Origin of the sequence: Lelliottia sp. CFBP8978, assembly GCF_034046055.2 — a bacterium.
Lineage (GTDB): Bacteria > Pseudomonadota > Gammaproteobacteria > Enterobacterales > Enterobacteriaceae > Enterobacter.
The window spans coordinates 3,883,741-3,904,896 of the sequence record NZ_CM188253.1; the positions used below are offsets into that span (position 1 = coordinate 3,883,741).

At 52.0% G+C, this 21,156-nt stretch carries 27 protein-coding genes; 14 read left to right on the plus strand and 13 right to left on the minus strand.

The features are described from left to right. Positions 1–66: 66 nt before the first annotated feature. On the minus strand, positions 67–693 hold the full coding sequence (gene rlmE / locus SOM82_RS18190) for a 23S rRNA (uridine(2552)-2'-O)-methyltransferase RlmE (protein ID WP_100778747.1): 627 nt from the start codon (positions 691–693) through the stop codon (positions 67–69). 126 nt (positions 694–819) lie between these two features. Here rlmE and yhbY point away from each other — a divergent pair, with 126 nt between their 5' ends. Beyond that, positions 820–1,113 carry a ribosome assembly RNA-binding protein YhbY gene (gene yhbY / locus SOM82_RS18195; RefSeq protein WP_154126412.1) on the plus strand — a complete coding sequence of 98 codons (294 nt, stop codon included), beginning with the start codon at positions 820–822 and terminating at the stop codon, positions 1,111–1,113. A 151-nt stretch (positions 1,114–1,264) separates the two neighbouring features. Here yhbY and greA read toward each other — a convergent pair whose 3' ends face one another. Next, positions 1,265–1,741 carry a transcription elongation factor GreA gene (gene greA, locus SOM82_RS18200; protein WP_154126413.1) on the minus strand — a complete coding sequence of 159 codons (477 nt, stop codon included), beginning with the start codon at positions 1,739–1,741 and terminating at the stop codon, positions 1,265–1,267. 247 nt (positions 1,742–1,988) lie between these two features. On the opposite strand from greA, the gene dacB reads away from it, so the two are divergent. The 3 genes from dacB to pmrB are packed head-to-tail and all read left to right on the plus strand — an operon-like array spanning position 1,989 to position 5,127. Next, positions 1,989–3,422, plus strand: coding sequence for a serine-type D-Ala-D-Ala carboxypeptidase (dacB, locus tag SOM82_RS18205; RefSeq protein WP_320460906.1), 1,434 nt, complete (start codon positions 1,989–1,991; stop codon positions 3,420–3,422). 2 nt (positions 3,423–3,424) lie between these two features. Beyond that, positions 3,425–4,087 (plus strand): two-component system response regulator PmrA, encoded by a 663-nt coding sequence (pmrA, locus tag SOM82_RS18210; RefSeq protein ID WP_154126415.1) that lies wholly within the window; start codon positions 3,425–3,427, stop codon positions 4,085–4,087. Next, positions 4,084–5,127 carry a two-component system sensor histidine kinase PmrB gene (gene pmrB, locus SOM82_RS18215; RefSeq protein ID WP_320460907.1) on the plus strand — a complete coding sequence of 348 codons (1,044 nt, stop codon included), beginning with the start codon at positions 4,084–4,086 and terminating at the stop codon, positions 5,125–5,127. The genes pmrA and pmrB overlap by 4 nt, the downstream gene beginning before the upstream one ends. Before the next feature lie 35 nt (positions 5,128–5,162). Here the strand turns inward: pmrB and cgtA are convergent, their stop codons facing one another. The 4 genes from cgtA to rplU all read right to left on the minus strand — a co-directional run bounded on the left by cgtA (position 5,163) and on the right by rplU (position 8,006). After that, entirely contained in the window at positions 5,163–6,341 is a 1,179-nt protein-coding gene (cgtA, locus tag SOM82_RS18220) for an Obg family GTPase CgtA (RefSeq protein ID WP_320460908.1), read from the minus strand. Positions 6,342–6,356: 15 nt separating this feature from the next. Next, on the minus strand, positions 6,357–7,322 hold the full coding sequence (locus SOM82_RS18225; protein WP_154126418.1) for a DMT family transporter: 966 nt from the start codon (positions 7,320–7,322) through the stop codon (positions 6,357–6,359). A 95-nt stretch (positions 7,323–7,417) separates the two neighbouring features. Beyond that, on the minus strand, positions 7,418–7,675 hold the full coding sequence (gene rpmA, locus SOM82_RS18230; protein ID WP_007673187.1) for a 50S ribosomal protein L27: 258 nt from the start codon (positions 7,673–7,675) through the stop codon (positions 7,418–7,420). Positions 7,676–7,694: 19 nt separating this feature from the next. Then, on the minus strand, positions 7,695–8,006 hold the full coding sequence (gene rplU / locus SOM82_RS18235; RefSeq protein WP_003025032.1) for a 50S ribosomal protein L21: 312 nt from the start codon (positions 8,004–8,006) through the stop codon (positions 7,695–7,697). 258 nt (positions 8,007–8,264) lie between these two features. Between rplU and ispB the strand changes: the two genes are divergently transcribed. Both ispB and sfsB read left to right on the plus strand, forming a co-directional pair. Further along, positions 8,265–9,236 (plus strand): octaprenyl diphosphate synthase, encoded by a 972-nt coding sequence (gene ispB, locus SOM82_RS18240; RefSeq protein ID WP_154126419.1) that lies wholly within the window; start codon positions 8,265–8,267, stop codon positions 9,234–9,236. Positions 9,237–9,464: 228 nt separating this feature from the next. Continuing rightward, positions 9,465–9,740 (plus strand): DNA-binding transcriptional regulator SfsB, encoded by a 276-nt coding sequence (gene sfsB / locus SOM82_RS18245; RefSeq protein ID WP_154126420.1) that lies wholly within the window; start codon positions 9,465–9,467, stop codon positions 9,738–9,740. Between the two features lie 74 nt (positions 9,741–9,814). On the opposite strand, the gene murA is transcribed toward sfsB, so the two are convergent. From murA to mlaF, 7 genes are all read right to left on the minus strand, one after another. Continuing rightward, the gene (gene murA / locus SOM82_RS18250; RefSeq protein ID WP_154126421.1) at positions 9,815–11,074 is read right to left on the minus strand and encodes a UDP-N-acetylglucosamine 1-carboxyvinyltransferase; all 1,260 of its coding nucleotides are present in this window, start codon (positions 11,072–11,074) and stop codon (positions 9,815–9,817) included. A 52-nt stretch (positions 11,075–11,126) separates the two neighbouring features. Next, positions 11,127–11,381: a BolA family iron metabolism protein IbaG gene (ibaG, locus tag SOM82_RS18255; protein ID WP_154126422.1), complete on the minus strand. Its 255-nt coding sequence runs from the start codon at positions 11,379–11,381 to the stop codon at positions 11,127–11,129. 126 nt (positions 11,382–11,507) lie between these two features. Further along, complete coding sequence (gene mlaB / locus SOM82_RS18260; protein WP_154126423.1) at positions 11,508–11,801, minus strand: lipid asymmetry maintenance protein MlaB; 294 nt, start codon at positions 11,799–11,801, stop codon at positions 11,508–11,510. Then, positions 11,801–12,436: a phospholipid-binding protein MlaC gene (mlaC, locus tag SOM82_RS18265; protein WP_154126424.1), complete on the minus strand. Its 636-nt coding sequence runs from the start codon at positions 12,434–12,436 to the stop codon at positions 11,801–11,803. The genes mlaB and mlaC overlap by 1 nt, the downstream gene beginning before the upstream one ends. Positions 12,437–12,439: 3 nt before the next feature. After that, positions 12,440–13,003, minus strand: a complete 564-nt coding sequence (gene mlaD / locus SOM82_RS18270; protein ID WP_154126425.1) for an outer membrane lipid asymmetry maintenance protein MlaD — start codon at positions 13,001–13,003, stop codon at positions 12,440–12,442. A gap of 4 nt (positions 13,004–13,007) precedes the next feature. Next, positions 13,008–13,790 carry a lipid asymmetry maintenance ABC transporter permease subunit MlaE gene (gene mlaE, locus SOM82_RS18275; protein ID WP_154126426.1) on the minus strand — a complete coding sequence of 261 codons (783 nt, stop codon included), beginning with the start codon at positions 13,788–13,790 and terminating at the stop codon, positions 13,008–13,010. Between the two features lie 7 nt (positions 13,791–13,797). Continuing rightward, positions 13,798–14,610 carry a phospholipid ABC transporter ATP-binding protein MlaF gene (gene mlaF, locus SOM82_RS18280; protein WP_154126427.1) on the minus strand — a complete coding sequence of 271 codons (813 nt, stop codon included), beginning with the start codon at positions 14,608–14,610 and terminating at the stop codon, positions 13,798–13,800. Positions 14,611–14,837: 227 nt separating this feature from the next. Here mlaF and SOM82_RS18285 point away from each other — a divergent pair, with 227 nt between their 5' ends. From SOM82_RS18285 to hpf, 8 genes are all read left to right on the plus strand, one after another. Next, entirely contained in the window at positions 14,838–15,815 is a 978-nt protein-coding gene (locus SOM82_RS18285) for a calcium/sodium antiporter (RefSeq protein WP_320460909.1), read from the plus strand. Between the two features lie 13 nt (positions 15,816–15,828). Further along, complete coding sequence (kdsD, locus tag SOM82_RS18290; RefSeq protein ID WP_154126429.1) at positions 15,829–16,815, plus strand: arabinose-5-phosphate isomerase KdsD; 987 nt, start codon at positions 15,829–15,831, stop codon at positions 16,813–16,815. Positions 16,816–16,829: 14 nt separating this feature from the next. After that, on the plus strand, positions 16,830–17,396 hold the full coding sequence (kdsC, locus tag SOM82_RS18295) for a 3-deoxy-manno-octulosonate-8-phosphatase KdsC (RefSeq protein ID WP_154126524.1): 567 nt from the start codon (positions 16,830–16,832) through the stop codon (positions 17,394–17,396). After that, positions 17,393–17,968, plus strand: a complete 576-nt coding sequence (gene lptC / locus SOM82_RS18300; protein WP_154126430.1) for an LPS export ABC transporter periplasmic protein LptC — start codon at positions 17,393–17,395, stop codon at positions 17,966–17,968. Before kdsC ends, lptC begins: the two co-directional genes overlap by 4 nt. Continuing rightward, a complete protein-coding gene (lptA, locus tag SOM82_RS18305; protein WP_154126431.1) occupies positions 17,937–18,491 on the plus strand; it encodes a lipopolysaccharide ABC transporter substrate-binding protein LptA in 555 nt (184 codons plus the stop codon). Before lptC ends, lptA begins: the two co-directional genes overlap by 32 nt. A gap of 6 nt (positions 18,492–18,497) precedes the next feature. After that, entirely contained in the window at positions 18,498–19,223 is a 726-nt protein-coding gene (gene lptB, locus SOM82_RS18310; RefSeq protein WP_154126432.1) for an LPS export ABC transporter ATP-binding protein, read from the plus strand. Between the two features lie 171 nt (positions 19,224–19,394). Next, positions 19,395–20,828, plus strand: a complete 1,434-nt coding sequence (gene rpoN, locus SOM82_RS18315; RefSeq protein WP_320460910.1) for an RNA polymerase factor sigma-54 — start codon at positions 19,395–19,397, stop codon at positions 20,826–20,828. 22 nt (positions 20,829–20,850) lie between these two features. Then, positions 20,851–21,138 (plus strand): ribosome hibernation promoting factor, encoded by a 288-nt coding sequence (gene hpf / locus SOM82_RS18320; RefSeq protein ID WP_095283584.1) that lies wholly within the window; start codon positions 20,851–20,853, stop codon positions 21,136–21,138. The last annotated feature ends 18 nt before the right edge of the window (positions 21,139–21,156 follow it).

A 21,156-nucleotide genomic window follows, 5' to 3' on the forward strand; every position in this document is an offset into this window, starting at 1 on the left:
TAAAAACAGCGTCAGGAGACTCTCTATCCAGTGTCTTTCGAACATTCGTTCGAAATCAGCCGGCTATCATTTCCGCCCGGTCGCTACAATATACACTTCTCGTGAACGAGCACGGGAAGAGTCCGGCTTACGAACTTTCACCTTCGCAAACAGGGAGCGAATTTCCTTAAGATACTCCTCGAAACCTTCGCCCTGGAACACCTTCACTACAAAACTACCACCAGGTGCTAGAACATCACGACACATTTCTAACGCCAGTTCAACCAGATACATGGAACGGGGGATATCCACCGCTGGTGTTCCGCACATATTTGGCGCCATATCAGACATGACAACCTGAACTTTACTGTCACCTACGCGTTCAAGTAATGCTTTCAGCACTAATTCATCACGAAAGTCGCCCTGAAGGAAGTCTACGCCGACAATCGGATCCATTGGTAAAAGATCGCATGCGATGATTCGCCCCTGGCCACCGATTTGCGTGACGGCATACTGAGACCATCCACCGGGTGCAGCGCCAAGATCAACAATCGTCATTCCTGGCTTAAAGAGTTTGTCACTTTGCTGTATTTCATCAAGTTTAAACCAGGCACGGGAACGTAACCCCTTTTTCTGTGCCTGAAGAACATATTTATCGCTAAAGTGTTCCTGGAGCCAGCGGCTGGAGCTGGCAGAACGCTTTTTACCTGTCATTTCACTTTCCGTCCTGGTTCATCGTAACCTGCCTGTGACGTAAATTTCTACGCAGCTATTTGGCGATATAAGGGAGATGGCGGTAGAATGAACCGTTTTCAATCCCAACGTAAGCAAAAATATACGATGAATCTGAGTACTAAACAAAAACAGCACCTTAAAGGTCTGGCACATCCACTCAAGCCTGTAGTCATGCTTGGCAATAATGGTTTGACCGAAGGGGTGCTTGCCGAGATCGAACAAGCGCTGGAGCACCACGAGTTGATCAAGGTGAAAATTGCCTCTGAAGACAGAGATAATAAAAACCTGATCGTGGAAGCTATCGTGCGCGAAACCGGTGCCTGTAACGTACAGGTTATCGGTAAAACGCTGGTGCTCTATCGCCCGACTAAAGAGCGTAAAATCTCGCTGCCACGCTAAGAATATCCTGAATCGAACACATTTTCTGTGTAAAACGAGGGATTTCCTTGAGCAGGTGAGCAAAATGCCACGCTCCGAGAGTTGATAAAAGGCCGCTATGCGGCCTTTTTCCTTTCTTTACAATGTATCAACATCTGCGCCGAGATGCGAATTACAGGTACTCAACCTTGGTAATTTCGTATTCCACTTCACCACCTGGCGTACGAATCACAACGACATCATCCTGCTCTTTGCCAATCAGGCCACGCGCAATCGGTGAGTTTACAGAGATTAAGTTCTGTTTAAAGTCTGCCTCGTCATCGCCCACGATGCGATACGCCTGCTCTTCATCATTATCCAGATTCAGGACCGTGACCGTGGAACCAAAAATGACGCGGCCATTGTTCGGTATTTTACTGATATCGATAACCTGTGCATTCGACAGTTTCGCTTCGATATCTTTGATACGCCCTTCACAGAAGCCTTGCTGTTCGCGAGCGGCGTGGTATTCCGCATTCTCTTTCAGGTCGCCATGTTCACGCGCATCCGCGATAGCGGCGATGATTTCAGGACGGCGAACAGATTTCAGAAAATCCAGTTCTTCGCGCAGTTTTTCGGCACCACGTAAGGTCATCGGAATAGCTTGCATTTGTTATACCTCTTAAACATTCCTGTTGGGAGCGACTCACTCACTCCGACTACCGGCCTCGCAGGCATCAATGCCTTTCACAGGTCAGGAGCAAAAGAAAACTGACCCGGAAGCAAAGTCCCAGGTCAGCAGCAATTTTTTAATTTGATGCGTATTTTACCGCGAAGTTCACTATGGGTCATCGTTTACTTTACAGGGCGTTGCACCGTAGTATGACGGTTTGTTTACGGGTTGTTAGCGCGAGATTATGCGATTTTCCAGATTTATCATCGGATTGACTACCAGTGTGGCGTTCACTGTTCAGGCAGCGAATGTAGATGAGTATATTAATCAACTTCCGGCTGGCGCCAACCTTGCGCTGATGGTGCAAAAAGTGGGTGCCCCGACACCAGAAATTGATTATCACAGCCAGCAGATGGCGCTCCCCGCCAGTACTCAGAAAGTGATTACTGCGCTGGCCGCTTTGCTACAGCTGGGGCCTGATTTTCGCTTTACCACCACGCTTGAAAGTAAAGGCAGCGTGGATGGCGGTGTTCTGAAGGGCGATTTAATTGCGCGGTTTGGCGGCGATCCTACGTTTAAACGTCAGGATATTCGCAATATGGTTGCCGTGCTGAAAAAGTCCGGCGTCCAGAAGATCGAAGGTAACGTGCTGATTGATACCTCCATTTTTGCCAGTCACGATAAAGCCCCCGGCTGGCCGTGGAATGACATGACCCAATGCTTTAGCGCCCCGCCCTCAGCCGCCATCGTCGATCGTAACTGTTTCTCCGTTTCACTGTACAGCGCGCCAAAGGCGAACGACTTAGCGTTTATCCGCGTGGCGTCATACTATCCCGTGACGATGTTCAGCCAGGTCCGCACGCTGGCTAAAGGTTCACCCGACGCCCAATACTGCGAGCTGGATGTCGTGCCCGGCGACCTTAACCGCTTCACGTTGACCGGCTGTCTGACCCAGCGCGCCGAACCATTACCGCTGGCTTTCGCTATTCAGGATGGCGCAAGCTATGCCGGAGCCATTCTGAAAGATGAACTGAAACAGGCGGGAATTACCTACTCTGGTACTCTGCTACGCCAGACACAACCCAGTGAACCCGGAACGGTCATTGCCAGCAAACAGTCCGCCCCGCTGCACGATTTACTTAAGATTATGCTGAAAAAATCGGACAACATGATTGCCGATACCGTGTTCAGGATGATTGGCCATGCGCGTTTCGGTGTTCCTGGAACATGGCGAGCAGGTTCGGATGCTGTCCGACAAATCCTGCGCCAGCAGGCTGGAATCGAACTCGGTAATACCATCGCTGTCGATGGCTCAGGTCTTTCGCGCCATAACTTGATCTCTCCTGCCACAATGATGCAGGTTCTGCAGTACATTGCGCAGCACGACACTGAGCTAAACTTTATTTCGATGCTTCCGCTTGCGGGCTATGACGGTTCTCTTCAGTACCGCGCAGGCCTGCATGCTGCAGGCGTGGATGGTAAAGTTTCCGCCAAGACCGGCTCGCTACAGGGTGTATATAACCTCGCCGGGTTTATCACGACAGCAAGCGGACAGCGAATGGCATTTGTGCAGTATCTTTCCGGCTATGCCGTCGAACCGGCAGACCAGCGTAATCGCCGTATTCCTCTGGTGCGTTTCGAAAGCAGGCTTTATAAGGACATCTACCAGAATAACTAGCCATGAAAATACTCATTGTTGAAGACGACCTGTTATTACAGGAAGGGCTGGCGCTGGGGCTTGCTAACGAAGGATACGCACAGGATTGCGCAGCGACAGCAGCTGAGGCTGACGCGCTGATTCAAACCGGGGAATACAGCCTTGTTATTCTTGATTTAGGATTGCCCGATAAAGACGGCGCAACCCTGCTGAGTCAATGGCGACGTCGTGGTATCGCAAATCCGGTGCTGATCCTCACGGCGCGGGATGCGCTTGAGGACAGAATCAACGGTCTGGACTCAGGCGCGGATGACTATCTGGTGAAACCCTTCGCGCTGGCTGAGCTGCTGGCGCGCGTACGTGCGCTGATTCGTCGCTATCAGGGGCACAGTGACAACCTGTTAACCGATGGCGATCTGACGCTGAATCTGCAAACGCAGCAGGTCGTACGTGATAGCCAGCCGGTAGAAGTCACCCCGAAAGAGTTTGCCCTGCTCACACGCCTGATTATGCGTACCGGCCAAACGGTCCACCGTGAAACGCTACAACAGGACATCTACTCCTGGCAGGACGATCCTGGCTCCAACACGCTCGAAGTCCATATTCATAATCTGCGACGTAAGCTCGGTAAAGATCGCATCAAAACCGTTCGCGGGATTGGTTATCGTCTGGAAAGCCAGAAATGAACAGTATGCGTCGGCGCCTGATGGTGTTGCTGGCGGTCATTCTGTTATTTTTCCAGCTTATCAGCGTCATTTGGCTCTGGCATGAGAGCCGCGAGCAAATCGGTTTTCTGGTGAGTGAGACGCTGTCAGCGAAAGCTCGTAACCAGCACGTCGAGAAGGAGATCCGCGAGGCCATCGCCTCACTGCTGGTTCCTTCACTGGTGATGGTAGGGTTTACCCTGTTTTTCTCTTTCTGGGCCATCACCTGGATTACGCGCCCGCTCAATAAACTCCGTGCCACTCTGGCCAACCGTTCAGCGAATAATCTGTCTCCTGTCCCTGTCTTTTCCGATATGGAAGAAATTGGCGCCGTCACAACGTCGTTAAATCAGCTGCTTGCGCGTCTGGACCATACTATCCAGCAGGAGCGATTATTTACCGCTGACGCAGCCCATGAACTACGCACACCGCTTGCAGGTATTCGGCTCCATCTGGAGCTGATGGCGCAGTCAGGCTCTCCGCAAGCCGCCACGCTGGTCACACGCATCGACCAACTGATGCACACCGTAGAACAGCTGCTAATGCTGGCGCGTGCCGGACAAGCCCTGGCCAGTGGCTGTTATCAGACGATCAACTGGACAGACGATATTATTGCCCCTCTGGCGCTGGAACATGAGGCGAAAGAACATACGATAATATGGCCAGCACAGAGTGATATCACCGTGCAGGGAGACCCTGTATTGCTGCGGCTGATGCTGCGGAATTTACTGGAAAATGCGGGACGATACAGCCCAACCCATACCACAATAAAAGTGACATTAGCGGAACAGGATGGCGGCGCAACGGTAAGCGTTATCGATAAAGGGCCGGGAATTGACGAAGCGCACCGGCACTCGATCACCGAACCTTTCCGTCGTCTCGATCAACGCTATGGCGGCAGTGGTTTAGGGCTGAGTATCGTGCAACGTATCGTGCAGCTCCATCGTGGTCATTTGCAGCTGGATAACGCCCCAGAGGGTGGGTTAATCGCCCGTTGTTGGGTACCGTCAACGCTGGACTAAAAAAAAGCCCCCTGTATCAGGGGGCTGTTTCGGAATTAACGCTTGTAGATGAATTCGACACCTTCTTCGTCGTCTTCGTCCCAGTCATCATCCCAGTCTTCTTCATCTTCGACTTCAACTTCTTGTTCTTCAAGCTGCTGGCGATGATAGTCATCCCACATAAACTCAACTTTCTCAGGCCCTTTCACTTCTTCTGCCTGAGCAATTGGGTTTTCGATGATAAAGGTCATCACATCCCAGCAGAGATCTTTGACGCCCATCTGGCTCGCCGCAGAGATCAGGTAGTATTTCTCTTCCCAGCCCATTGCTTCAGCGATGGCTTTCGCTTTCGCTTCGGCTTCTGCTTTGTCCATCAGGTCGATCTTGTTAAAGACCAGCCAGCGCGGTTTAGCGGCCAGTTTATCGCTGTATTTCTCCAGCTCGCCGATGATAATGCGCGCATTCTCAACCGGATCGGAACCGTCAATAGGATCGATATCGATGAGGTGCAGCAGAACACGGCAACGCTCAAGGTGTTTCAGGAAGCGAATACCCAGGCCTGCACCTTCAGCCGCACCAGCGATCAAACCCGGAATGTCGGCAACCACAAAGCTCTTTTCGTTATCCATACGAACAACGCCGAGACTTGGTACTAACGTGGTAAACGGATAATCCGCCACTTTTGGTTTAGCAGCCGAAACAGCACGGATAAAGGTAGATTTACCGGCGTTTGGCATGCCCAGCATGCCGACGTCTGCCAGCAGCATCAGTTCCAGCTGCAGATCTCGCTTGTCGCCCGGAGTACCCATGGTTTTCTGACGCGGAGTACGGTTAACGGAAGATTTGAAACGGCTGTTGCCGAGACCATGCCAACCGCCTTTTGCGACCATCAGACGTTGACCGTGTTTGGTCATGTCACCCATGGTTTCGCCCGTACCCTGATCGATAACACGCGTTCCGACCGGGACTTTAATCGCCACGTCTTTACCGCGTTTACCGGTACAGTCGCGGCTCTGACCATTCTGGCCACGCTCAGCGCGGAAAGATTTTTCAAAGCGGTAGTCGATCAGCGTGTTGAGGTTTTCATCCGCCTCTAACCACACGTCACCACCATCTCCACCGTCGCCGCCGTCAGGGCCGCCACGCGGAATATATTTTTCACGGCGGAAGCTTACGCAACCATTACCGCCATCACCTGCAACAACCAGGATCGTTGCTTCATCAACAAACTTCATCTTACTCTCCGTAAATCATTCGCCTGAGCGGGGGACAACTACAACCGCTTCATTTTTGCGCCAACGTCCCCAAAGACGATGACCAATGGCGGAATACATCGCGCCCGCAACCACGACAAACGCACCGAGATACCCCAACAGGTTTAACATCGGTTTGACGAAGAAATCGGGCCAGGCCATTGATAACAAATCTGAAAATAACAGCGTAAACAGCGGAGTGAGCGTAATCAATGCACTCACTTGTGCTGCCTGCCAACGCGCCATCGCTTCGGCCAGCGCGCCATAACCGACCAGCGTATTTAGCCCACAAAAAATGAGGCACGCCAGTTGCCAGTCGCTTAGCTGGGAAATGACTCCCGGTTTGGCTAACGGCAATAATGCTATTGTACACAAAGTGTACAATAAAAAGAGGATCTGCTGTGAGGCGAGTCTGCGCAATAACACCTTTTGCGCGACACCATAACTCACCCAGACCGTTGCTGCCCCAACGCCAAAAATGACACCCCAGGTGTAATCTGTCAGTCGGGTAAATATTTCGATCAGGCTGGTGTTAAAAAACATCACCAGACCACAAAGCAGCAGGATTGCCCCAATGATCTGCGTACCGCGCATCTTTTCCTTGAGGATAAAGACGCTGGCAACCATCATGCCAACCGGTGAAAGCTGACCAATCACCTGCGACGCGGTAGGGCTTAAATACTGCAAGGAAGAACTGAACAGAATAAAGTTGCCGAAAAGACCTCCCGTCGCAATAGCCAGCAGAACCAGCCAACGCGGTTTACGGAAGATCCTCAGAGGCGGCAGCTTGCCTTTTATCGCCAGAATCGCGCCAAGGCCAATACTTGCCATCAGGAAGCGATAAAACACCACTGTGGGCGGCTCCATCACTTCCAGGACCTGCTTCATTGCAATTGGCAACGCCCCCCAGCACACCGCAGTTGTGAGTGCCAGGAGAATGCCGATGCCAGCCTGCTGTTTCATGCCCGTTTTCCCTGCAGAAAATTTTGCAGCTTTTCAATGTAAAAAGCCCCGCAACACGTTGCGGGGCTTTAATCCGTTACCGGACCACGAAAAACTTACTCAGCAACGATGCTGATGTATTTACGGTTGTTCGGGCCTTTAACTTCAAATTTCACTTTACCGTCTGCTTTAGCAAACAGAGTGTGGTCACGACCGCAACCTACGTTGTTACCAGCGTGGAATTTGGTGCCACGTTGACGAACGATGATGCTACCCGCCAGAACGGTTTCGCCACCGAAACGCTTAACGCCAAGACGTTTAGCTTCTGAGTCGCGACCGTTACGAGTTGAGCCGCCAGCCTTTTTATGTGCCATTTAAATCTCTCCTCAGGTCTTAGGCGCTGATGCCAGTAATTTTCACATCAGTGAACCACTGACGGTGGCCCTGCTGCTTACGGTAGTGTTTACGACGACGAAACTTAACGATTTTAACTTTCTCGCCACGACCATGAGCAACAACTTCAGCTTTGATAACGCCGCCATCAACGAAAGGAACGCCGATTTTGACTTCTTCACCGTTTGCGATCATCAGAACTTCAGCGAACTCAACAGATTCGCCAGTTGCGATGTCCAGCTTTTCCAGGCGAACGGTCTGACCTTCGCTTACTCGGTGTTGTTTACCACCACTTTGGAAAACCGCGTACATATAGAACTCCGCTTCCGCGCACATCCTCGTGTGATTCAGAGTGCGCTATAAATATTCACAATAGGGCGCGAATATTACGCAAAACGCGAGCCTTTGACAAGTGCTACCATCAATACATGAAGAAAAAAAACACAACACGTACGGTAACGTTTATCTGAGCCGTTTTTTCAGTACAATCAGCGCTACTATTGATAAACCAAAACCCTTTGTGAGCCGATTTACTATACGGCAAACTGGATAAGAAGCCCGGCTTTTGCGATGAATTTAGATAAAATCAACGATTTAACCGCGCAGGATATGGCGGGTGTGAATGCAGCAATCCTGGAGCAACTCAACTCTGATGTTCAGCTCATCAATCAGTTGGGTTATTACATCGTCAGTGGCGGCGGTAAACGCATCCGTCCAATGATAGCCATACTGGCCGCACGAGCCGTTGGATATCAGGGAAATGCTCACGTCAATATTGCCGCTCTCATTGAGTTTATCCACACTGCCACGCTTCTGCATGATGATGTGGTGGATGAGTCAGATATGCGCCGCGGGAAAGCCACGGCGAATGCCGCATTTGGAAACGCTGCCAGCGTTCTGGTGGGTGATTTTATCTATACCCGCGCCTTCCAGATGATGACCCGACTCGGCTCGCTTAAAGTGCTGGAAGTGATGTCAGAGGCGGTTAATGTCATCGCAGAAGGCGAAGTATTGCAGCTGATGAACGTTAACGATCCGAACATTACCGAAGAAAACTACATGCGGGTGATCTACAGCAAAACCGCGCGTCTGTTTGAAGCGGCGGCTCAGTGTTCCGGTATCCTGGCAGGGTGTAGTGAGGAGCAAGAGCGCGGCCTGCAGGATTATGGGCGCTACCTTGGCACCGCGTTCCAGCTGATTGATGATTTACTCGATTACAGCGCCGATGGCGAAACGCTCGGCAAAAACGTCGGCGATGACCTCAACGAAGGTAAACCGACCCTGCCACTGTTACATGCCATGCGTAATGGTTCGCCGGATCAGGCAAAAATGATTCGCGAAGCGATTGAGCAAGGAAACGGTCGACATCTTCTGGAACCTGTACTGGAAACAATGGCTATCTGCGGTTCGCTGGAATGGACGCGTCAACGCGCTGAAGAAGAAGCCGATAAAGCGATTGCTGCCATTCAGGTTATCCCAGACAGCCCATGGCGCGATGCGTTAATTGGACTTGCCCACATCGCCGTTCAGCGCGACCGCTAATCTGTCTTCTCCTCCCCGCACCTTCGCGGGGAACATCCTATAAGTTCCAATAAAGCATCTATTCATGTTAAATAATCGGCTTACAGGCCGCATGAATAAAGCCCTGTCATATTCCGAATATTGCTTCCTGTTATGCGAACTTTTTAGAACCGCTGTTCGAAGAAGGTATAGTAACCATCGTTAATTCAACCGAAATAACATGGACACTTTCGTAACAGAGGACAGCATATGGATAAGAAGTTTATTGACTGGCATTCGGCCGATATTATTGCCGCATTACGCAAAAAAGGGACATCGCTGGCTGCGGAATCAAGGCGCAGTGGATTAAGCTCTTCGACGCTGGCAAACGCGTTAACACGCCCCTGGCCAAAAGGTGAGTTGATCATTGCCAACGCGCTGGAAACGCAACCCTGGGTGATCTGGCCATCGCGTTACCACGATCCCATTACCCACGAATTTATCGACAGAACGCGCATGATGCGCCAGAAAAAGCAGGGAGAATAGCGCCAGGACTGACGCTATATTCAGACAGGAACAGCAACCCCCCGGTCATTTCTGGCAGGGGGCTGCCGGAACGATTACTCGCCCTTTACACGCTCAATGTTTGCACCCAGCGCGCGCAGTTTGTCTTCGATACGCTCATAGCCACGATCGATGTGATAGATACGATCCACCACCGTAGTGCCTTCCGCAATACAACCCGCCAGCACCAGGCTCGCCGATGCACGTAAATCCGTTGCCATAACCTGAGCGCCAGACAGCGTTTCTACGCCATGACAAATGACGGTATTGCTTTCGATCTCCGCATGCGCGCCCATACGGATAAGTTCCGGTACGTGCATAAAACGGTTTTCGAAGATGGTTTCCGTAATGAAACCAGTACCTTCAGCCACCAGATTCAACAGCGTGAATTGCGCCTGCATATCCGTCGGGAAAGCAGGATGCGGAGCGGTACGCACATTCACCGCTTTCGGGCGTTGGCCGTGCATATCCAGACTAATCCAGTCTTCGCCGGTCTCAATGTCCGCACCCGCATCACGCAGTTTCGCCAGAACCGCATCCAGCGTATCCGGCTGCGCGTTGCGACAGACAATTTTGCCACCGGAAATGGCTGCAGCGACCAGGAACGTACCCGTTTCAATACGGTCCGGCAGAACGCGATACACACCGCCGCCCAGACGTTCAACGCCTTCGATGGTGATACGATCCGTGCCCTGGCCGGTGATCTTCGCCCCGAGCGCAACAAGGAAATTAGCGGTATCAACAATTTCCGGCTCACGCGCGGCGTTCTCGATAACCGTTGTCCCTTCCGCCAGCGTTGCTGCTGACATGATAGTTACCGTCGCGCCTACGCTGACTTTATCCATCACAATGTGCGCGCCCTTCAGGCGGCCATTCACCGAGGCTTTAACGTAACCTTCTTCAAGCTTGATCTCGGCTCCGAGCTTCTCAAGGCCAAAGATGTGCAGGTCAACCGGACGCGCGCCGATTGCACAGCCACCCGGCAGAGAAACCTGACCCTGACCAAAACGCGCCACCAGCGGGCCAAGTGCCCAGATGGATGCACGCATGGTTTTCACCAGTTCGTACGGCGCGCAGAAGATGTTGACGTTGCTGGCGTCGATCCATACCGAACCGTTGCGCTCCACTTTGGTACCCAGTTGACTGAGCAGCTTCATGGTGGTGTCGATATCTTTCAGTTTCGGTACGTTCTGAATTTCTACCGGCTCTTCTGCCAGCAGTGCAGCGAAGAGAATCGGTAGCGCGGCGTTTTTGGCGCCGGAAATTGTGACTTCGCCCTGGAGACGCGTTGGCCCCTGTACACGAAATTTATCCATGAATGTGCTCTCTTATCAATTCAACCGTGCTGTGGGCTCACATCCCCCCAGCTCAAAAACCGTTTAGCTTGCGATCGCGCTCCCACTCTTGTGGGGTATAAGCTTTGATCGACAAGGCGTGGATGCGGTTATCCGCAATGTATTCCATCAGCGGCGCGTAAACAGCCTGCTGTTTCTTCACACGGCTCATACCGTCGAAAAACTCACCCACAGCAATAACCTGAAAGTGACTGCCATCGCCTGTGACGTGGACTTCCTTAAGGGAGAGTGCATTCATCAGCACTGTCTGGATTTCATGATTTTCCATGGGTTCTAAATCATCTGATAGTGAAAACAAGCCCAACATCTTAGAGCAAAGTGGCGCAGTCTTAAACAAGCAAAAAGCCCCGACCATGAAACAGTCGAGGCTTTCACAAGTAACATACTGAAATAATTAGCGAGGTAATGCGTCTTCGGGCAGATTATAAAGCTTCGCAAGGGTCAGCACGTTTTCGCTGACACCGGAAAGCGTGACAGCGGCACCCTGATTTTTACCTTCTGCAACCAGATGTACTAACAGCGCCACCCCTGCCGTATCAACCCGGGACACGCTGCTGAGATCAATCAGCGTGACGCCCTTCATGGCGTCATGGCGCGCATCCCATAACGGATTCAGCAGATCCTGGTCGAGCTCGCCCGACAACAATAATTTGTCGCCTTCACGCGCCCAGCTGAATTGCTGTGTCATTACTTTTTCTCGTCCAGGGTAATTTTCTGGTTAGAGATGGATTTCAACTGTGCAGTCAGGCCATCAATGCCTTTGGTACGCAGCAGATCGCTCCACTCATTCTGCTTGGTCGTAATCATGCTCACCCCTTCGGCGATCATGTCGTAAGCCTGCCAGTTGCCACTCTGGCTGTTTTTACGCCACTGGAAGTCCAGACGTACCGGCGGGCGACCATTTGGATCGATAATGGTCACACGAATCGGCACAATAGTGGCATTACCCAGCGATTGTTCAGGTGCGATCTGATAAGTCTGACCGTGGTACATGGCCAGCGCCTGTCCATAAGCCTGCTTCAAGTATTCACGGAAAGCAGCAAAGTAGGCATCGCGCTGCGCAGGGGTGGCGTCTTTGTAGTAGCGACCCAGCACCAGCGCACCAGCGTATTTCACCTGCACATACGGCAGCAGCTCCTGGTCAACGACATCACGCAGATAATCCGGATTTGAGCGGATTTTAGGCTGTTCATTTTTCAGGCGATCAAACGTTTTCTGTGCCGCCTCGTCCATTAATTTATACGGGTTGGTCTGGTCAGCCGCAGTGGCAGCGGTCAGAGGGGCAATCACCAGCATGGCAACCATTAGCAGTCGTTTAATCATGAATTACTTCTCCTGAGGTGAATTCGTTGTGCCAGAGGTCGGCGTGACATCGGTTTGACCTTCACTCTGTGCAGAGCCATCGTCAGCTTTCTTGTCATCACCTTTACTGTTGTAAAGGAACTGACCAATCATGTCTTCGAGCACCATAGCCGACTTGGTATCCTGGATCACGCCGCCATCTTTAAGGATAGACGTTCCCAGCTCCGGGTCTTCAAAGCCGACATTCAGTGCCAGATATTGCTCGCCAAGCAAACCGGAAGTACGGATAGAGAGGGAGCTGGTATCCGGAATATTGTTGTAACGTTCTTCAATGTCCATCTCTACGCGCGGCAGATAGGTTTTCTCATCGAGGGTGATATCTGACACCCGTCCGATAACCACGCCACCAATGCGGACAGGAGAACGTGCTTTCAGACCACCGATGTTATCGAAGGTGGCATAGATACGATAAGTGGGTTCAGTCCGAATTGAGGTGATATCCGCCGCTCTTAAGCAAATAAACAGGGCCGCTAACAGCGCCAGCACCATAAATACACCAACCCAAATTTCACTTTTTCTTGTTTGCATGAACTCAATTCCCAAACATCAGTGCGGTGAGCACAAAATCCAGGCCAAGTACGGCCAGCGACGAATGAACGACAGTGCGCGTTGTCGCGCGACTAATACCTTCTGAGGTCGGTATCGCATCATAACCATTGAACAACGCAATCCAGGTGACGGTGATGGCAAAGACCGCGCTCTTAATCAGACAGTTCACCAGGTCCATTCGCAGATCGACAGCATCCTGCATTGCTGACCAGAAGAAGCCCGCGTCAATGCCTTTCCACTGTACGCCAACCAGCGAACCGCCCCAGATACCGACGGCCACAAAGAGGATCGTCAGCAGCGGGAGAGAAATAACACCCGCCCAAAAACGGGGGGAGATGACGCGACGCAGGGGATCGACGGCCATCATTTCCATACTGGATAGCTGTTCTGTCGCGCGCATCAGACCGATTTCAGCGGTTAAAGCAGAACCCGCTCGGCCGGCGAAGAGCAACGCGGCCACCACCGGTCCAAGCTCACGTAGCAGAGAAAGCGCCACCAGCATACCGAGACTGGTCTCTGCACTGTATGTCGTTAAAACGAGATATCCCTGCAGCCCAAGTACCATCCCGATAAACAACCCGGAGACGATGATAATCAGCATCGACAGCACGCCGACATTATAGAGCTGACGTATCAGCAATGGGGCATGCTTGCGGAATTCCGGCTTGCCGACCAGCGCATTAAATAACATCAACCCGGCACGCCCGAACGTCCTGATGGTTTTTATGCCACGGTGTCCAAGAGCGGCCAACGCATTTAACAACATGAGTGGCTTAACTCCCTATTCCCAATAAATCTTGATGGTAGTCACCCGCTGGATAGCGGAACGGTACAGGACCGTCCGCAATGCCGTCGAGGAACTGGCGAACGCGAGGATCGCTGTTGTTCTGCAACGCCTGAGCACCACCATGCGCAACGATTTTTTTATCCGCCACAATGTAGGCGTAGTCCGCGATACTCAGCACTTCCGGGACATCGTGAGAGACCACAATACAGGTCACGCCCAGTGCGCTGTTCAGTTCTGAAATCAGCTTCACCAGCACGCCCATGGTAATAGGATCCTGCCCGACAAACGGCTCGTCGAACATGATTAAATCGGGTTCAAGCGCAATCGCACGCGCCAGCGCCGCACGACGCGCCATTCCGCCGGAAAGCTCAGACGGCATCAGTTTGGCCGCGCCGCGCAGACCCACCGCTTCCAGTTTCATCATGACCGTCGTTTTCAGCAACTCCGGAGACAGATGAGTATGCTCACGCAGCGGGTAAGCTACGTTGTCAAAGACGTTCATGTCGGTAAACAACGCCCCGGACTGAAAAAGCATGCTCATACGTTTACGGACGGTATACAGACGCGTGCGAGACATCGCCGGGATATTTTCGCCGTCGAAGAGGATTTCGCCGCGGTCAGGAGGAATTTGTCCACCAATGAGGCGCAGCAGCGTCGTTTTGCCGATTCCGGAAGGTCCCATGATAGCGGTGATCTTGCCCCGTGGGACCGTCAATGTAATGTCTTCAAATATCAATCTGTTGCTGCGAGAGAAGCTGACGTCACGGACATCGACTAAATTCGCCATCGTTTGGCTCATTTAAAGTTCCTTTCTTTCCCTTTCAGGTTAAGCATGGCGCTTAATTCAGCCTTAAACCCAACATTTTTGCAGAATATGGTCCGCACGGGTTAGCGAAAGCTGGCATTTGTTTTACTTTTCCGGCGCATAAAGTCAAAATTAGGAATTCGTTACGACTTCAGACTACGTGCCGCGCCAGAGATTCATTCTCGGTGGACCGGCGAGTATACCTGAATAAAGGATTTTTGATGCTTTTAGCAACGGCACTGTTAATAATTGGTTTACTTCTGGTGGTCTACAGTGCTGACCGTTTGGTTTTCGCAGCATCAATCCTTTGCAGGCTCTTTGGCATGCCGCCTCTGATCATCGGAATGACGGTGGTTAGCGTCGGAACATCGCTTCCGGAAATTATTGTCTCCGTTTCCGCGTCGCTCAACGGTCAGATCGATCTCGCTATTGGGACGGCAATTGGCTCTAATATTGTCAATATTTTACTGATCCTTGGCCTTGCGGCGCTACTGCATCCATTTCGCGTGCATTCTGATGTTCTGCGCCGCGAATTGCCGCTAATGTTAATTGTTACCCTGCTTGCGGGCTATGTACTTTATGATGGGCAACTGACGATCGACGACGGAATTTTATTACTGGCGCTGGCGATCATTTGGCTTATCTATATCGTAAAAATTGCTCGTCTGGCGGAAAAACAGGGTAACGACAGCCTGACGCGGGAACAAGTTGCAGAGCTGCCACGGGAAGGCACCCTGCCCGTTGCGCTGCTATGGCTGGGGGTGGCGCTGATCATCATGCCGATGGCCACCAGAATGGTGATTGATAACGCCACCGTGCTGGCAAATTACTTCGCTATGAGCGAGCTGACGATTGGCCTGACGGTGATTGCTATCGGCACCAGTTTGCCGGAACTGGCTACCGCGTTAGCGGGGGCACGGAAAGGTGAAGATGATATTGCGATTGGCAATATCATTGGCTCGAACATCTTCAACATCGCTATCGTCATGGGTTTACCCGCACTGATTGCGCCAGGAGCATTTAACCCACTGGCCTTCTCCCGCGATTACGGTGTGATGCTGTTAGTCAGCGTTATTTTCGCCCTGCTCTGCTGGCGGCGAAAACAGCAAACAGGCAAAGGAACAGGCGCCCTGCTGACGGGTGGATTTATCGTATGGATGGCGATGCTTTACTGGCTATCGCCTCTTCTCTCTGGGTAATCGGAAACGCATTATGTCGCCATTAGAATTGCAGCCGGATTTTGACTTTCAGAAAGCAGGCAAAGAAGTTCTGGAGATTGAACGTGAAGGTCTGGCGCAGTTAGATCAATACATTAATCAGGATTTTAGCCAGGCGTGTGCGAAAATATTCTCTTGCGCGGGCAAAGTTGTGGTGATGGGCATGGGGAAATCGGGTCACATTGGCCGTAAAATGGCCGCGACTTTCGCCAGCACCGGAACCCCATCATTTTTTGTCCATCCGGGTGAAGCCGCTCATGGCGACCTGGGGATGGTGACGCCGCAGGATGTCGTTATTGCACTCTCCAACTCCGGTGAGTCCAACGAGATCCTGGCCCTCATCCCCGTGCTGAAGCGGCTACAGGTTCAGCTCATATGCATGACCAGTCGCCCGGAAAGCAGCATGGCCCGGGCGGCCGATATTCATTTGTGCGTGAAAGTGCCAAAAGAGGCTTGCCCGCTTGGCCTGGCACCGACCTCCAGCACCACTGCTGCGCTGGTCATGGGTGATGCCCTGGCCGTTGCGCTGCTTGAAGCCCGCGGTTTTACCCCGGAAGATTTCGCCCTTTCACACCCAGGCGGTGCGTTGGGACGTAAACTGTTACTGCGGGTTAACGATATAATGCACACCGGGGAGGAAATTCCCCACGTCAGCAAAGAGGCCTCACTGCGGGATGCCTTGCTGGAAATCACTCGTAAAAATCTCGGCATGACGGTGATTTGCGACGAACAGATGAAGATCGAAGGCATATTCACCGACGGTGATTTACGCCGCGTATTTGATATGGGCGTTGACGTACGCCATTTAGGTATTGCTGACGTCATGACGCCAGGCGGGATCCGGGTGCGTCCGGGTACGCTGGCGGTGGAAGTTTTAAACCTGATGCAGTCCCGTCATATTACCTCGGCCATGGTTGCAGATGGCGACCAACTGCTGGGTGTGGTACATATGCATGATCTCCTGCGCGCAGGCGTAGTGTAATGAAGGATAAGACAATGAGTAATGCGGGTGCATCCCTTGCAACCTGTTATGGTCCGGTAAGCACGCAAATAATGGCGCAGGCGGAAAACGTTCGTCTGCTGATTTTGGACGTCGACGGTGTACTGTCCGATGGTTTGATTTTTATGGGCAACAATGGCGAAGAGCTGAAAGCGTTTAACGTACGCGACGGCTATGGCATTCGTTGTGCGCTCACTTCAGGCATCGAAGTGGCAATCATCACCGGACGTAAGGCTAAACTGGTAGAAGATCGCTGTGCGACGTTGGGTATTACCCATCTTTATCAGGGCCAATCAGACAAACGAGTGGCCTTCCGGGATTTACTGGCGAAACTGGCTATTTCCCCTGAAAATGTTGCCTATGTTGGCGACGATCTTATTGACTGGCCGGTTATGGCAGAGGTGGGGTTGAGTATCGCCGTTGCCGATGCGCATCCGCTGCTGATCCCGCGCGCTGACTATGTCACCCGGATCAACGGTGGCCGCGGTGCCGTGCGTGAGGTGTGCGACCTGTTATTGCTGGCGCAGGGCAAGCTTGATGAGGCCAAAGGGCAATCGATATGAGTAAAACCAGACGTTGGGTTATCATTCTGCTTTCACTGGCCGTACTGGTGCTGATTGGTGTGAATCTCGCAGACCAGGACGACGCGCCAGCCGATGTGACCAATGCGAGCGATCCAACATACAAGAGCGATCACAGCGACACGGTGGTTTACAGCCCGGAAGGTGCCCTGAATTATCGCCTGATCGCCCAGCATGTTGAATATTTTTCCGAGGAAGGTATCTCGTGGTTTACTCAGCCGGTCATGACCACATTTGATACCAACAAAGTGCCGACGTGGTCGATTAAATCTGACAGAGCAAAATTGACGAATGACCGTATGCTTTATCTGTATGGTCATGTTGAAGTCAACGCTCTGACCGCTGACTCTCAACTGCGCAAAATTACGACGGATAATGCCCAGATCAACCTGGTCACCCAGGATGTCACTTCACAAGATCTGGTCACGTTATACGGGACAACATTTAATTCCAGCGGTCTGAGAATGCGCGGAAACTTACGCAGCAAAAACGCCGAGCTGATTGAAAAGGTTAGAACCTCCTATGAAATTCAAAACAAACAAACTCAGCCTTAATTTTATCATCGCCAGCGCGCTGCTGGCCGCCAGTCTCCCTGCGCTTGCTGTGACGGGCGATACTGAGCAGCCCATTCATATCGAATCTGATACTCAGTCGCTTGATATGCAGGGCAACGTTGTGACCTTCACGGGCAATGTTGTGATGACTCAGGGCACAATCAAAATCAATGCCGACAAAGTGGTTGTCACCCGTCCGGGCGGCGAGCAAGGCAAAGAGATCATTGATGGCTACGGCAATCCTGCCACCTTCTACCAGATGCAGGACAACGGTAAGCCAGTGAAAGGCCGTGCGTCTCATATGCACTATGAACTGGCGAAGGATCTGGTCATTCTGACCGGCAATGCCTATCTGGAGCAGCTGGACAGCAACATCACCGGTGACAAAATCACTTACCTGGTGAAAGAGCAAAAAATGCAGGCTTCCAGCGAGAAAGGCAAGCGCGTCACCACCGTTCTGGTTCCGTCTCAGCTGCAGGACAAAGGCAAAGACCAGGCTCCGGCACAGAAAAAGAGTAACTAATTCGTTATGGCAACATTAACTGCAAAGAACCTCGCCAAAGCCTACAAAGGCCGTCGCGTAGTGGAAGATGTCAGTCTGACCGTCAAATCCGGCGAAATCGTTGGCCTGTTGGGTCCTAACGGCGCGGGCAAAACAACCACCTTCTACATGGTGGTCGGGATTGTCGCGCGCGATGCCGGTAACATTATCATTGATGACGAAGACATCAGTATTCTGCCGCTGCACGCCCGCGCGCGTCGTGGAATTGGCTACCTGCCGCAGGAAGCCTCTATTTTCCGCCGCCTGAGCGTGTTCGACAATCTGATGGCTGTTCTGCAAATCCGTGACGATTTGACCGCCGAACAGCGCCAGGATCGTGCTAATGAGCTGATGGAAGAGTTCCATATTGAGCATCTGCGCGACAGCATGGGCCAGTCGCTTTCCGGTGGTGAACGCCGCCGCGTAGAGATCGCCCGCGCTCTTGCAGCAAATCCGAAATTTATTCTTCTGGATGAGCCATTTGCAGGCGTCGACCCGATTTCTGTTATCGACATCAAACGTATTATCGAGCATCTGCGCGACAGCGGCCTCGGTGTCCTCATCACGGACCACAACGTGCGTGAAACACTGGCCGTCTGCGAACGCGCTTATATCGTCAGCCAGGGCCATTTAATCGCCCACGGAACCCCACAGCAAATCCTTGAAGATGAGCAAGTGAAGCGCGTGTACCTTGGGGAAGACTTCAGACTCTGATAGGGTAGAGGTTAAGTCACGCATATACTTTGAATAAGTCGAGCGGCAGGCAGACGGCAAATAAGTGAGTCCCTGGAGCTTACCTCAGTAAGTGGCTGGGATGAGTGAGCGCAGTCACCGCACATGCAGTTTGAAGTATGACGGGTATAACCGGAGAAAAACGCTCTGAACATGAAGCAAGGTTTGCAATTAAGGCTCAGCCAGCAGTTGGCAATGACGCCACAGCTACAACAGGCGATTCGTCTGTTGCAACTGTCCACGTTAGAACTCCAGCAGGAACTCCAGCAAGCCCTGGATAGCAACCCGCTGCTGGAGCAAACCGATCTTCATGACGAGGTAGATACCCAGGAAAAACAGGATACTGAAGCGCTCGATACGGCTGACGCTCTTGAACAAAAAGAGATGCCGGATGAGCTGCCGTTAGATGCCAGCTGGGATGAAATCTACACCGCCGGAACGCCGTCCGGGACGCGTGCCGACTATCAGGATGACGAGTTACCGGTTTATCAGGGTGAAACCACGCAGTCGCTTCAGGATTACCTGATGTGGCAGGTAGAGCTGACGCCTTTTACCGAAACCGATCGCGCGATCGCAACCTCGATTGTCGATGCGGTTGACGACACCGGCTATTTGACCGTATCGCTGGACGATATCCTCGAAAGCATCGGTGATGGCGAAGTCGATCTTGATGAAATAGAAGCCGTACTTAAACGCATTCAGCGCTTTGATCCTGTTGGCGTTGCGGCGAAAGATCTGCGCGACTGCCTGCTGATCCAGCTTTCGCAATTCGCGAAAGAGACTCCCTGGATCGATGAAGCACGCTTGATCATTAGCGATCACCTCGATCTGCTGGCGAACCACGATTTCCGAACGCTAATGCGCGTGACCCGGCTCAAAGAAGATGTGCTGAAAGAAGCGGTCAATCTGATTCAATCGCTCGATCCGCGCCCTGGGCAATCGATCCAGACCAGCGAACCCGAATACGTTATTCCTGACGTATTGGTGAGAAAGCATAACGGCCGCTGGAGCGTTGAGCTCAATTCCGACAGCATTCCCCGCCTGCAAATCAATCAGCAATACGCCTCTATGTGCACCAGTGTGCGCAATGATTCCGACAACCAGTATATTCGTAGCAATCTTCAGGAAGCGCGATGGCTGATAAAAAGCCTGGAGAGCCGCAATGATACATTACTGCGCGTCAGCCGCTGCATTGTTGAGCAGCAGCAGGCCTTTTTTGAAAAAGGTGACGAGTTTATGAAACCGATGGTGCTGGCCGATATTGCCCAGGCCGTCGAGATGCATGAATCCACTATCTCCCGCGTGACCACGCAGAAGTATCTGCACAGTCCGCGCGGTATTTTTGAGCTTAAGTATTTCTTCTCCAGCCATGTGAATACCGAGGGCGGCGGCGAAGCCTCGTCAACGGCGATCCGCGCACTGGTGAAGAAGTTGATCGCCGCGGAAAATCCCGCGAAGCCACTGAGTGACAGTAAGTTAACCACCATGCTGTCCGACCAGGGTATTATGGTGGCACGTCGTACTGTTGCGAAGTATCGAGAGTCTTTATCCATTCCGCCGTCTAACCAGCGTAAACAACTGGTTTGACACAACCGATAAGGAAGACACTATGCAGCTCAACATCACAGGACACAACGTCGAAATCACCGAAGCGTTACGCGATTTTGTGAATACAAAATTCGCTAAGCTGGAGCAATATTTCGAGAGGATCAATCAGGTCTACATTGTGTTAAAAGTGGAGAAAGTGACTCATATCTCGGACGCAACCCTGCACATCAACGGGGGTGAAATCCATGCCAGTGCGGAAGGGCAAGACATGTACGCGGCTATCGACGGCTTGATTGACAAGCTGGCACGACAGCTTAATAAACATAAAGATAAACTGAAACAACACTAATTGTCCGGGCAGTTAACG

What these genes read in the sequence shown, in the direction of transcription:
- rlmE (WP_100778747.1), bottom strand. Translation starts at nt 693, where the DNA reads ATGACAGGTAAAAAGCGTTCTGCCAGCTCCAGCCGCTGGCTCCAGGAA.
- yhbY (WP_154126412.1), top strand. Translation starts at nt 820, where the DNA reads ATGAATCTGAGTACTAAACAAAAACAGCACCTTAAAGGTCTGGCACAT.
- greA (WP_154126413.1), bottom strand. Translation starts at nt 1,741, where the DNA reads ATGCAAGCTATTCCGATGACCTTACGTGGTGCCGAAAAACTGCGCGAA.
- dacB (WP_320460906.1), top strand. Translation starts at nt 1,989, where the DNA reads ATGCGATTTTCCAGATTTATCATCGGATTGACTACCAGTGTGGCGTTC.
- pmrA (WP_154126415.1), top strand. Translation starts at nt 3,425, where the DNA reads ATGAAAATACTCATTGTTGAAGACGACCTGTTATTACAGGAAGGGCTG.
- pmrB (WP_320460907.1), top strand. Translation starts at nt 4,084, where the DNA reads ATGAACAGTATGCGTCGGCGCCTGATGGTGTTGCTGGCGGTCATTCTG.
- cgtA (WP_320460908.1), bottom strand. Translation starts at nt 6,341, where the DNA reads ATGAAGTTTGTTGATGAAGCAACGATCCTGGTTGTTGCAGGTGATGGC.
- SOM82_RS18225 (WP_154126418.1), bottom strand. Translation starts at nt 7,322, where the DNA reads ATGAAACAGCAGGCTGGCATCGGCATTCTCCTGGCACTCACAACTGCG.
- rpmA (WP_007673187.1), bottom strand. Translation starts at nt 7,675, where the DNA reads ATGGCACATAAAAAGGCTGGCGGCTCAACTCGTAACGGTCGCGACTCA.
- rplU (WP_003025032.1), bottom strand. Translation starts at nt 8,006, where the DNA reads ATGTACGCGGTTTTCCAAAGTGGTGGTAAACAACACCGAGTAAGCGAA.
- ispB (WP_154126419.1), top strand. Translation starts at nt 8,265, where the DNA reads ATGAATTTAGATAAAATCAACGATTTAACCGCGCAGGATATGGCGGGT.
- sfsB (WP_154126420.1), top strand. Translation starts at nt 9,465, where the DNA reads ATGGATAAGAAGTTTATTGACTGGCATTCGGCCGATATTATTGCCGCA.
- murA (WP_154126421.1), bottom strand. Translation starts at nt 11,074, where the DNA reads ATGGATAAATTTCGTGTACAGGGGCCAACGCGTCTCCAGGGCGAAGTC.
- ibaG (WP_154126422.1), bottom strand. Translation starts at nt 11,381, where the DNA reads ATGGAAAATCATGAAATCCAGACAGTGCTGATGAATGCACTCTCCCTT.
- mlaB (WP_154126423.1), bottom strand. Translation starts at nt 11,801, where the DNA reads ATGACACAGCAATTCAGCTGGGCGCGTGAAGGCGACAAATTATTGTTG.
- mlaC (WP_154126424.1), bottom strand. Translation starts at nt 12,436, where the DNA reads ATGATTAAACGACTGCTAATGGTTGCCATGCTGGTGATTGCCCCTCTG.
- mlaD (WP_154126425.1), bottom strand. Translation starts at nt 13,003, where the DNA reads ATGCAAACAAGAAAAAGTGAAATTTGGGTTGGTGTATTTATGGTGCTG.
- mlaE (WP_154126426.1), bottom strand. Translation starts at nt 13,790, where the DNA reads ATGTTGTTAAATGCGTTGGCCGCTCTTGGACACCGTGGCATAAAAACC.
- mlaF (WP_154126427.1), bottom strand. Translation starts at nt 14,610, where the DNA reads ATGAGCCAAACGATGGCGAATTTAGTCGATGTCCGTGACGTCAGCTTC.
- SOM82_RS18285 (WP_320460909.1), top strand. Translation starts at nt 14,838, where the DNA reads ATGCTTTTAGCAACGGCACTGTTAATAATTGGTTTACTTCTGGTGGTC.
- kdsD (WP_154126429.1), top strand. Translation starts at nt 15,829, where the DNA reads ATGTCGCCATTAGAATTGCAGCCGGATTTTGACTTTCAGAAAGCAGGC.
- kdsC (WP_154126524.1), top strand. Translation starts at nt 16,830, where the DNA reads ATGAGTAATGCGGGTGCATCCCTTGCAACCTGTTATGGTCCGGTAAGC.
- lptC (WP_154126430.1), top strand. Translation starts at nt 17,393, where the DNA reads ATGAGTAAAACCAGACGTTGGGTTATCATTCTGCTTTCACTGGCCGTA.
- lptA (WP_154126431.1), top strand. Translation starts at nt 17,937, where the DNA reads ATGAAATTCAAAACAAACAAACTCAGCCTTAATTTTATCATCGCCAGC.
- lptB (WP_154126432.1), top strand. Translation starts at nt 18,498, where the DNA reads ATGGCAACATTAACTGCAAAGAACCTCGCCAAAGCCTACAAAGGCCGT.
- rpoN (WP_320460910.1), top strand. Translation starts at nt 19,395, where the DNA reads ATGAAGCAAGGTTTGCAATTAAGGCTCAGCCAGCAGTTGGCAATGACG.
- hpf (WP_095283584.1), top strand. Translation starts at nt 20,851, where the DNA reads ATGCAGCTCAACATCACAGGACACAACGTCGAAATCACCGAAGCGTTA.